This window comes from Pararcticibacter amylolyticus, assembly GCF_003130405.1.
In the GTDB taxonomy this organism is placed as follows: Bacteria; Bacteroidota; Bacteroidia; order Sphingobacteriales; family Sphingobacteriaceae; genus Arcticibacter; species Arcticibacter amylolyticus.
Window position 1 is genome coordinate 1 of the sequence record NZ_QEAS01000041.1, and the last position, 11,963, is coordinate 11,963.

General features: G+C 46.9%; 5 protein-coding genes. All 5 read right to left on the minus strand.

The genetic code is table 11. The features are described from left to right. Nucleotides 1–7,715 (minus strand): Ig-like domain-containing protein (locus DDR33_RS24470; RefSeq protein ID WP_202913840.1); only part of this gene is annotated, 7,715 nt, incomplete at its 3' end. A gap of 152 nt (nucleotides 7,716–7,867) precedes the next feature. After that, on the minus strand, nucleotides 7,868–8,449 hold the full coding sequence (locus DDR33_RS24475; protein ID WP_146198859.1) for a hypothetical protein: 582 nt from the start codon (nucleotides 8,447–8,449) through the stop codon (nucleotides 7,868–7,870). A 150-nt stretch (nucleotides 8,450–8,599) separates the two neighbouring features. Next, the gene (locus DDR33_RS24480) at nucleotides 8,600–10,585 is read right to left on the minus strand and encodes a heavy metal translocating P-type ATPase (protein WP_109418432.1); all 1,986 of its coding nucleotides are present in this window, start codon (nucleotides 10,583–10,585) and stop codon (nucleotides 8,600–8,602) included. A 62-nt stretch (nucleotides 10,586–10,647) separates the two neighbouring features. Next, nucleotides 10,648–11,064, minus strand: coding sequence for a Fur family transcriptional regulator (locus DDR33_RS24485; protein ID WP_109418433.1), 417 nt, complete (start codon nucleotides 11,062–11,064; stop codon nucleotides 10,648–10,650). A gap of 644 nt (nucleotides 11,065–11,708) precedes the next feature. Then, on the minus strand, nucleotides 11,709–11,963 hold a 255-nt coding region (locus DDR33_RS26100; RefSeq protein ID WP_158280861.1), incomplete at its 5' end, for a hypothetical protein.

An 11,963-nucleotide genomic window follows, 5' to 3' on the forward strand; every position in this document is an offset into this window, starting at 1 on the left:
CCCAGTTCTTCGCTAAGGGTTATTTCCCAATGTCCGTTCTGGTCGGCATAGACAGGACCATAAGGCTTGCCATCGATGACGATTTCGATCTTAGTTCCTGGTTCAGCGGTGCCGCTGAAGGTTGGCGTGGTATCGTTTGTGGCTGAGCCGTTGCCACCGGGAACAGTTGGCGGCTCTGGGGTTACCGGTTTATCGGTTTTCACAGTAATAGTGGTTTCTGCACTTTCACTGACGTTGCCTGCAATGTCAGTTGCCTTTACTGTCACTGTATGGCCGCCCTCTGTTAGGGCAGGGTTGATCACAAGTTCCCAATGTCCGTTCTGGTCGGCGTAGACAGGGCCATAAGGCTTGCCGTCAATCACCACTTCGATCTTGGTGCCAGGTTCTGCGGTTCCGCTGAAGGTTGGAGTGGTATCGTTTGTAGCTGATCCGTTGCCTCCGGGAACAGTTGGCTGTTCCGGGGTTACCGGCTTATCGGTCTTAACAGTGATAGTGGTTTCTGCACTTTCGCTGATGTTACCTGCGATATCGGTAGCTTTTACGGTTACTATGTGGCCGCCCTCTGCTAACGCAGGGTTGATCACAAGTTCCCAATGTCCGTTCTGGTCGGCATAGACAGGGCCGTAAGGCTTGCCGTCGATCACCACTTCGATCTTTGTGCCTGGTTCAGCGGTGCCGCTGAAGGTTGGCGTGGTATCGTTTGTGGCTGAGCCGTTGCCGCCTGGAACAGTTGGCTGCTCTGGGGTGGCGGGTTTATCTGTCTTTATAGTAATAATTTTTTCTGTGCTCTCGCTGGTATTACCAGCCTTATCTGTTACCGCTACCTTCACCGTATGGTTACCTTCTGACAGAGATGGGCTAACCGCAATTTCCCATTTACCATCGGAACCAGCTATTGCAGGTCCGTAAGTTTGACCATCGATTACGACCGTCACACTGGCGCCTGGTTCAGCTGTACCACTAAAGGTTGGAGTTGTATCATTTGTAGCCGAACCATTCCCTCCCGGAACGGTTGGCTCCGCAGGCACAGCGGGAACGCTGGTATCTACCGTAAAAGTAAACGCTGCACTTTTCAGGCCGGTATTGCCCGCCAGGTCAATAGCATCTGCAGCAAGGGAGTGAGCTCCATCCGCCAGATCAGAAACAAAAGTATATGACCATGTACCGCTGCCATCAGCGGTTACATCTACCAGCTTAGTTAAACTTCCGTCAAGATAAAGGCTCACTATGGCATTCGCCTTTGTTGTGCCACTAACTACGGGTTTGCTCTGTGAAGTATAACCAGCAGCATTTCTGCCGCTCACCTGGGTGACCGTTGTTACAGGAGCCGTTTTATCGACTGTGAAAGTAAAGACGGAGCTGCCAATGCCTGTATTACCTGCTCTGTCTGTGGCAACAGCCACAATAGTATGTTGACTTTCTGCAAGATCGGCTGTAAAAGTATAACTCCAGCTGCCTACGGAAGATGCTGTTACGGATGCTGCCTTTGTGGGATTGCCATCTACAAAGATGTCAATAGTTGCAAATCCCTCAGTGTTGCCGCTTACAACAGGTTTTGTCAGCTTTGTATAACCGGCAGCGTTTCTACTGGCCATAGCCACAGTTGGCGCATCCGGAGCCGTCAGATCCACAGTAATGTAGAAAGGACTGCTCAGCAGGGTGCTGTTACCCGCAGCATCGGTAGTAAGAGCCATGAAAAAGTGTCTCACAGCCGGAAGATCTGATGTAAGTTCATACGACCATTTACCATCGGCACCTACCGGAATATTATCGGTGAGCCGGTTAGTGGTGGTTGAATTTCCATTGAGGAATAAGGATACTACCGTATTGGGGTCAGCGGTACCGCTGACAGTTGGCCTGCTTACTTTTGTATATTCGCCGTTTATTCTGCCGGTCACGGTGGTGACTACGGGAATGGCGGGAGCCGTTGCGTCTACAATAAAATTAAACACATCGCTATCTGGTCCCACGTTCCCGGCTGCATCGACGATAACAGCCTTTAGCGTATATGGCTTTTCAGTCAGGTTGGAAGCGAAGGTGTATGACCATACACCGGACGATGAAACGCTCACTTCAGCCAGTAATGTTGTACTTCCGTCAAGATAGAGCCTTACTTTGCCGTTCGCCTCTGCGTTGCCGCTGATAGCGGGTTTCAATATTTTGGTATACCCTGCTGCATTTCTGCTGGACATCGTTATAGTCGCAGCCGCCGCAGGAGCTGTTTTATCGACTGTAAATGCCAGGGCTGCGCTTTGCACACCGGTGTTACCAGCCAGGTCGGTTGACTGTGCGGTAATGGAATGGACAGCTTCTGACAAATCTGTAGTAAAGATATATGACCAGACTCCGCTGCCATTGGCAGTCACGTCAGCCAGCTTTGTTGAGCTTCCGTCAAGGTACAGACTCACGGTGGTATTGGCTTCTGCCGTTCCACTGACTGTTGGCTTGGTCTGTTGTGTATAGCCTGCTGCATTCTTTCCGGAAAGAGCAGAGATTACCGGAGCGGCAGGAGCTGTTTTGTCGACAGTGAAGCTGAATGCAGCACTGCTGACGCTGACATTACCGGCCAGGTCGGTCGCCTTAGCTGTAATAGAATGAGCTCCGTCAGCGAGATCGCTGATAAAGGTATATGACCAGACACCGCTGCCATTGGCAGTTGCGTCAGCTAATTTAGTACCGCTGCCATCAAGATATAAGGATACAGTTATATTTGCTTCTGATGTACCGGTAACAACAGGTTTGCTTTGCTGCGTATAGCCAGCGGCATTTTTACCTGAGATATCCGATATGACAGGGGCAACAGGAGCTGTTGTATCCACGATAAAATTGAAAGCAGCAGTTAAAACACTACTGTTACCTGCTTTGTCATACGCCTTAGCAGTTATAAAGTGTTCGCCTTCGCTAAGATTAGCAGATGGAGAAAACACCCATACTCCGCTGGCATTAGTAGAGGCGTCAGCATACCTTACTGTACTTCCATCAAGATAGAGAGTGACATCTGAGCCCACTTCCGTAGTACCGCTCATCGTTGGTTTGCTTTGCCTGGTATAACCAGCAGCATTTTTTCCTGCCACGGAAGAGATCACCGGAACATCCGGAGCGGTCAAATCCACAATAAAAGACAGTGCTGCACTCAGCGCGCTAACATTGCCGGACTGGTCAGTTGCTGTCGCGGTAAAGGAGTGGGATGCTTCGGTCAGATCAATAGTCGGAGTATAACTCCATGTTCCACTTCCGCTAGCCGTTACATCGGCCAGCTTGGTTGAACTACCATCCTGATATAATGTTACAATGGCATTTGCTTCTGAAGTACCACTGATTATCGGCTTAGTCGTCCTGGTATACCCCACTGACCTTCCCCAAGTCGCAGAGACCACCACAGGAGCGGCCGGCGCTGTTTTGTCAACATTGAAAGCAAAAGGAGCAACTGCAGATCTTGTATTTCCAGCCCTGTCAGTCGCAATGAGTTCAACTGTGTGGCCACCCTCGGCCAAGTCTGCAACATAATTATAACTTAAATCTCCGGAGGCGGGAATTGCTACATCAGCTATTTTGGTAGAGCTTCCATCAATGAAAATGCTTACAGTTGTGTACCCGTCAGAGCTACCTCTGATATTGGTGTATCCGGCTATATTCCACTTTGCCCAAATTACGCTGGGAGTGTATGGAGGAGTAATATCTATGATTAATGCACTGGCGCTGCTTGTTGAAGCATTGCCTGCCGCATCAGTCGACCTTGCTGTAATAAGATAGCTTCCCTCTGCCAGGCTGGTTGTAAAGGTATATGACCACATTCCATCATTACCAGCCGTTACATCTGTTGTTGAACTTGCATTGCCATCTACTAATATCCTTATTGTTGTATTGGGTTCAGCAGTACCTGTAATGGTAGGCTTCTGGTCTTTTGAATAATTGCCGGTTCCTTTACCTGATATCGTGCTGATAACAGGAACTACAGGAGCTGTTTTATCGACATTGAAGTTGAAAGCAGCACTGCTCACACCGGCATTACCGGCTGGATCCGTTGCAGAAACTTTAATGTTGTGAGCACCTTCCATCAGGTTGGTTGCAAAAGTATACGACCAGGCACCGCCTGCAGCAGTCACATCGGCCAGCTTCGTCGAGCTTCCGTCGAGGTACAATGATACAGTTACGCCAGCTTCTGCCGTACCGCTCACTGTCGGTTTACTTTCTTTGGTATACCCGGAGTTCAATCCTGTCAGGGTACTTACTACAGGGGAAACCGGTGCTGTTTTATCGACAGTAAATGCCAATGCAACGCTTGATACGCCCGTATTACCAGCCAGGTCTGTTGCCTGCGCTATAATGGAATGAGCCGCTTCTGTCAGGTCTGTCGTAAAGATATATGACCAGGCACCACTGCCATTGGCAGTTACGTCGGTCAGCTTGGTCGAACTGCCATCCAGGAAAAGACTTACGGTAGCATTCGCTTCCGCCGTTCCACTGACTGTCGGTTTGCTCTGCTGGGTATAACCGGCAGCATTTCTTCCTGTCAGAGAGGTGATCACCGGGACAGCCGGGGCTGTTAAATCTACAGTAAAGTTAAAAGCAGCACTTAGCACACCGGCATTACCTGCAAGGTCTGTAGATGAAGCTTTAAGGGAATAAGAAGCAGAAACCAGATTGGATGTGAAGGTGTATGACCAAATTCCATCGGTACCTGCTGTCACATCTGCGAGCTTGGTGGAGCTGCCATTAAGATACAGAGAAACGGTAGCATTGGCTTCGGTAGTCCCGTTTACAGTCGGCTTGCTTTCTTTGGTGAATCCGCTGTTCAAGCCAGGCATAGCGGTAATTGCCGTCACCGGAACTGTTTTATCCACCGTGAAATTAAATGCAGCACTGTTTACGCTTATATTGCCGGCAAGATCAGTAGCCTTTGCAGTAACCGAATGAGCAGCTTCTGACAAATTTGTAGTAAAGACATACGACCATGCACCGCTGCTATTGGCCGTCACATCAGTCAGCTTCGTTGAACTACCATCCAGGTACAAGCTTACTATAGCATTGGCCTCCGTTGTACCGTTAACTGTTGGTTTGAGCAGCTGAGTGTACCCGGCTGCATTACTGCTGGCCATTACTACCGTTGGAGCAGCCGGGGCAGTCATATCAAGATTAATCGAAGTAGAATACGCCGGGCTTTCATAGCTGTTCAGCTTGAATTTCACGTAGACCGTTTTACTGCCATCACCGGAAGTAAGTGTCCAGTCTTTATTGGTTGAGTAGGCCTCCCATGCGCTCCATGTAAGAGCATCGTTAGAAAAACTCATTTGCGCAGTCACATCAGTCGCATTCACAGTGAGTTTAATAGAGGTGTTGTTTGTTACAGTAAGATTATTTGTAATGGCTACAGTACCGCCAAAAGGTGTTATGGATACTTCATCCGGATAAATTCCTTCTCCGTTTACGTCTACGGCACTGACACTGTACCGGTATGTTGTTCCGTTTGTTAAGCCAGTTACTTCATATTGTGTATCGGTCGTCTCTGTGATGAAAGTGGAGTTACCGGCAACATTAATACTGTAAACCCTGTATTTCAAAGCCTGGTTGACGGCGTCCCATTTTAAAAGTGTTTTGCGGTCGCCAATTGAGGCTGTCAGGTTAGACGTGGTTCCTGCTGTTATAACAGGCAGAGTGGTTGATGCCAGCCATGCTCCGTCGGAAGCTGCCAGCGCGACCAGAGTGTTGTCCTTTATAGCAAGATTAGCAAAATTCGCATAGGCCCCAGGAAGTGGGTAATCTCCGATCAATTGCCATTGGCCGTTAAAGAAGCGGCTTACCCTAATCCGTTGAATCGTTTCATCAATATAGGATATATATGGCAGCTTATTTTTATCAAGCTCCATGGAAACACTACCGGTGCTTGTACTTCCCGCACGGTATCTGGTTCCCTTTTGTTTCCATTCACCATTTGAAAAGCTGAGCAGATAGTTCCCAAGGACACCTCCCACGACGCCATTAACGCTGAAATACATTTTGCCTGCTTTATCAATCAGGAACTCGTGCATCATTGCGAGGGACGATGCGCTATAGGTTCCCACTGGCTCCCAGGCACCATTCACGTACCTGATCACATACAGTTTTGACGTTTGAAGATAAGCCACGTAAGGAATTCCGGAAGGGTCAAGTTCCATCCACGCAAAGTCGCTGACTCCGGACACTCCGGTGTTAAGGTTTTGCCAGGCGGAACCATTGTACGTCATAACTGTTAGTTGATTACTACTTCCTTTATCAACAAAAGATATGTATATTTTATCACTGGCATCTATTGCGATATCTGCGGAAGCTGCCTCACCGACGGAGATAGTGGCCGCTCCTACACTTTGCCATGTACCGTTATTTAAAGTTTTTACAGTACCCTTATAAGAAGAACTGCTAAGGGTGTAAATGGTATAGGGAACGTTACTGCTATTCGTCACAGTTTTCGGATCGTATACACCTGATGCGAATCCCTGCTGCCCAATCAGTGCCCAGGAACCATTCACAAATTTCCTCAGGGTGCCGCTATTACCTACAGAGCCATCTCCATACAGGACATTTACAACCCCGCTATTATCAATAAAAACATCCGGTTTACCACCCGAAGCATAAGGCAATTCATCTACCAGAGAGATCTTAGACCAGGTTCCATTGAATTTAGAAGCCACCGGTTTATAAGAGTTCGCACTCTCACGGTAATAAGCATAAAAAATTCCATTTGCATCCACATCTACACTTGAGTAATCACAGCTCGAAGAATAGCTGGCAAAATTCTGCCAGGCCGTACCGGTATATCGGCTCATAAACGGAAGCCCGCTTTGATTAACGTTGACAACCGGTAAACCGGCTCCATCAAGAAGTAGTGTCAGGTCATAAGAATATCTTGTAGCAGCCATCGCTGCTACATTACCTACGTTTGACCAAACTCCTCCGGTAAATTTCGAAACCCCTATATTATTGCTCATAATATCACCCGAGGCATACCCCACAAAAGGGGTATTTGCATTATCAATGGCCAGTCGCACAGATGTAACAGCAAAGCCTGAAATACCTGCAACGCCTACGGTTTCCCATGAACTCCCTGATAACCTGACTACAGTTGCTTTATTGGTATTGGCATTGTCGCTATAAGCAAGATAAACAACGCCGTTTCCATCTATGGCAATATCATTCGCTCTCTTACTTGTTGAAGCAGCTACTCCGCCGAGAGACTGCCAGCCATTATCTCTGAACACTGCTGCTACAACCTGCGAAAGAGATTCATCGTAATAGGAAATATAGGGCACCCCGTCTTTATCAAACGCCAGGGCGAGATTAGTTGCATTTCCTGTTGAAATTGCTAAACTTCCAACGGTTTGCCAGCTTCCGTTACTATATTTTTTAACGCTTGCTTTCAACCCGCTATTATTCTTAAACGCAATAAAAGGTGTTTCGTCAGGGGCCAGATCAAAGTCATAGTCCTCACTCGTCCCAGGGGAACCAGTGAGTTTCTCCCATACACCATTATTGAGCTTAGCGACCTCAATTACCGCACTGTAATTAGACGACGCAACATAACTCATTCCACCGGGAGACACAGCACCCTTCATCGCTCCTACCCTTCTTTCCCGGATATACCCGGTACCATCCTGTCCTAAAGGTTGCCAGGTCTGTGCATTGACAATCCCACAGAAGGAGCAGAAAACAATTGCAAGGGCAATTCTGGTAAAGTTCATTCTCATGATTCTTCAGCTCATTATTCATTCAGAAACATTTCTGTAATGCCCGTTTACGAAACAAAGACTGGCAAGGTTATAAATAATATAAATGAGAGGTTTAGCTACCCGCAGGTAAGGAAAAAAAGAGAAAAGCACCGGCTCCGTATATCTCAATACTTGACCATTTGGACGTCTCCCTGAAATCCAGCTCCAACAGACTCCCAGCTGCTTCCATTGAATTTCATCACTTTAACGGTACCAGGTGTGGCTAAATCTGCATAAGCGATATAAGGTATCCCATTGGCTACAATAATTCCTTTTGTTGTAATTTTCCCGATGGTAAACCGTTCAGGCCCAACCGTCTCCCAGAGTGCACCCGAATATTTTTTTACGGTCGCCTGTAATGTATCTGTTCCATCAGCATAGAACGCATAGGTTTCGTTTGACGAAAAAGCCATTTTGATATCATAGGGAGTTCCCCTTGAAAATTTCTCCTGCCCAACGGCAACCCACCGGTCACCATCGTATCGCTTGACGGTAAGCCGCGGCAACTCATCACCCGGAAATAAGTCAGCAAAAGCAACATAGGGCGAACCGTAAGGGTCAAGTTCGATAGACGAATTAGATTCGCCGGAAGGATTCACCTGATTAATTGGCTCCACTCCCACGGGCTGCCAGGTTTGGGCATTTATCTCTTTATAAAAAGTGCAGGCAACAAATACCAGAATGGTTTTAATAAAAGTTTTTTTCATAAACATTGAACCGAAAAAACAGGACGCCTACACAGAGGCATGTTTTTTAGGATCCCGTTTACGAAAAAGAGGCGAAAAGGTTCATTTTCAATCGATTGAGACAAAAAAAGCAGCGAGATTGATACATCCGGCTGCTTATTTTCAGGTTAATTATAAGCCCCTCATCCTGATCTTCTGGATCCTGACTGCATTCAGAATTGCAAGCAACGCAACTCCCACGTCAGCGATCACAGCCTCCCATAAGTTCGCGACGCCTCCGGCACCAAGGCCCAACACTACCAGCTTTACTACCATCGCGACGATAATATTCTGCCATACAATGGATCTTGTGATCTTCCCGATCTTAATAGCGGAGCTGATCTTTGAAGGCTGATCATTCTGAATGACGACATCGGCTGTTTCGATCGTGGCATCGCTGCCCAGTCCACCCATCGCGATACCAGCATCAGCAAGGGCGATTACCGGGGCATCATTTACGCCATCTCCTACGAATACGATATGTTCGCCGCGATCCTTCAATTCCTGGACTTTTGCGGCTTTCTCTTCGGGTAACAAGTTCCCATAAGCGTTACTGATCCCGAGCTGGCGGGCTACATCGTCTACAACCGGTTGTTTATCGCCGGAAAGCATGATGGTCTTTATATTTTGTTTGTGCAGAGAGCTAACGGCTGCTTTTGCATCTTCCTTTAACTCATCGGCAATTGTGATGTATCCGGCATAATTGCCGTTTATAGCTACGACAACAAGGGTATAGGGAATGAGATCGAGATCGGAGGGATACTGAATACTGAATTTGTTCAGCAGCTTCGGATTCCCAGCGAGCACCTCTTTTCCATCTACAGTTCCCCTGAGTCCGTGACCCGCAATTTCTTCAGTGCCGGAGGAATCAGGAACGCGGCCTTTCTCCCCCGCATATTCCACGATCGCTTTGGCAACAGGGTGGGTTGAATTCCGCTCCAGCGCAGCTGCGTAGTGCAGAAGTTCTTCCTCTTCTATCCCGGAAGCAACCACTTGCTGAACTTTGAAGACACCCTTTGTCAGGGTTCCGGTCTTGTCCATCACGACAGTGGTGATCTTTGTCATCACATCCAGGAAATTCCCTCCTTTAAACAGGATCCCGTTCCGGGAAGCCAGCCCGATCCCTCCGAAATACCCCAGGGGAATAGAAACAACCAGGGCACATGGGCAGCTGATCACAAGAAAGACCAGTCCACGGTACAGCCAGTCATTAAAATCGTATTCTTTGACAAATAAGAAGGGGAGCAACACAACGGCCAGCGCCAGAAAGAATACAATGGGAGTGTAAACTTTAGCGAAACGGGAAATAAAGAGCTGGGTCTGTGACTTCCGCGCTGTCGCGTCCTGCACCATTTCCAGAATCCTGCTTAGCTTGCTATCTTTAAACAGGGCTGTTACTTTTATTTCGGATACTGTATTCAGGTTAATCATCCCGGCAAGGACAGGTTCCCCCTGATATTTTGTATCCGGCTTGCTTTCGCCTGTAAGGGCTGCTGTATTAAATGAAGCACTCCCGGATAGCAGTTCGCCGTCAAGTGCCACTTTTTCGCCGGGTTTTACCCGGATTGACTCACCCGCCTTAACATCTGAGGGGCTCAGCACCTCTTCCCTGCCGTTCCTTAGCACCGTAACCTCATCTGGACGAATATCCAGCAGGGCTTTTATACTCCGTTTGGCTTTGCTCACTGCTTCGTCCTGGAACCACTCGCCAATACTGTAAAAGACCATCACGGCGACACCTTCGGAATATTCACCTATATAAAAGGCGCCGAGGGTAGCAACACTCATCAGAACAAACTCATTAAATATATCTCCCCGCCTGACCTTCCGGAACGCCAGTTCTAAAACAGGCCATCCAGCGAGTAAATAAGCAACGCCATTAACTGCAAACGACCAGTGAGGAGCAAGTTCCAGGTGGAACCCGTACTCGAGCACCAGTTCAACTCCAAGGATCAATAAGGCTGCAAGCAGGTTCCAGTGTTCCAGCCAGGATGACTCCCCTGTTTCATGTGAATCGTGATCATGGGAATGAGAGTGGTTTTCTTTATTTCGTTCAGCTACTATGTTTTGAGAGCTTCCTGAATGGACATCGTTACTATGACAACATTCTTTACTCATAAAAATAAAATAAATGATTTGTTCAAAGATAAAAGCACGGGCTGTGCAATAGTATTGCAAAGTTAGCCTGCACAGTCAGGACATACTCCTTTGACCAGTAATTCTGTTTCAATTCTTTGATACTTATCCGGCAGGCTGATGAGCGGAATGGAAACGGCTGGCAGGCACACAGTACTTTTGCAGCGGATACAATGAAAATGAATGTGGAGGTCCTGATGTGATGCATTCATGCAGGAGGTGTCACATAAAGCAAACTTTGTAGCACCTGTGCCGTCTTCGACGGAATGAACCAGGCCATGCTCCTCAAAGGTTTTAAGGGTACGGTATACCGTGATCCTGTCGACCGGGGACAGTTCCTTCTCCATTTCGGCCAGGCTGACGGCTGTTTTTTGTTTAAGAAGCAGGTCAAGTACCAAGTTACGCATAGCGGTTGGCTTAACGCCTTTAGCTCCGAGTATTTGTTCTATGTTCTGATCCATTTTTAATGCTACTGGATCTGCTAATATAACAGAGATCTTTCTTATTTGGCTTTTAAGATGAACAAATGACCTCCCTCTCAAAACAGAGCCAGACTAAAGTAGAGTTTCGGGACGTATTGACCGTGTGCAGTTGAGAGCATGTTTTGAAATTTAAAAAAAAGGGAATCTGTTCATAGATTTGAATTACGACAAACAAAGATATGGTCACTCAATTTAATGAGCTTACATTCCCAGTTCACAGTTGATTGGATTTGCGGAAACAGAAAGTGAAGATATTGTATAACACAAGAAACCGATAAAAACAATAAATGCCGTTATAAGCCAAGTAATTTGCCCTGATGTTTTCATCTCTTCGATAAATTGGAATAAAGGCCTATAGCCTGTAGCCTGTAGCAAAAGAAGTTTTTCTCTTATTTTCTCCCTTATATAGTTTTATTTTAGCTCTAATTTTTATCATGGCTATCGAATTAATGTACTGTAGTTTAATGGAGTTCCACGCAATAAATTTAATTGATTAGCTGGGATTGAGATAGCGTTCATGCCATCAGCACCAAATTTGGTAGCACTATGCAGAACACTATTTGGAACCCTAACTTTCATAATAGTGATTGGGATACCATCCAATCCAAATTATATTTACCAAATTAGATAGCTTCCTCAAGTGTTGGAGCAAACAGTTTACCTGACTCATATCCTCCTGCCTTTATTCTGAAGCCAAATTTTGCGATATCATCTACTTCCGCTTGTGAAACAGCTCTGTATATAATGCTATATCCTCCCTTAGCAGCATTCCCCATTCCACCCGTTGCTATTGCCAAAGCAATCTCAAACGTTGGGTCCGCATACTCAATCGCACCACTCCCCTGAATTCTTCCTGTTACCGGGTTGAATTGTCCAAC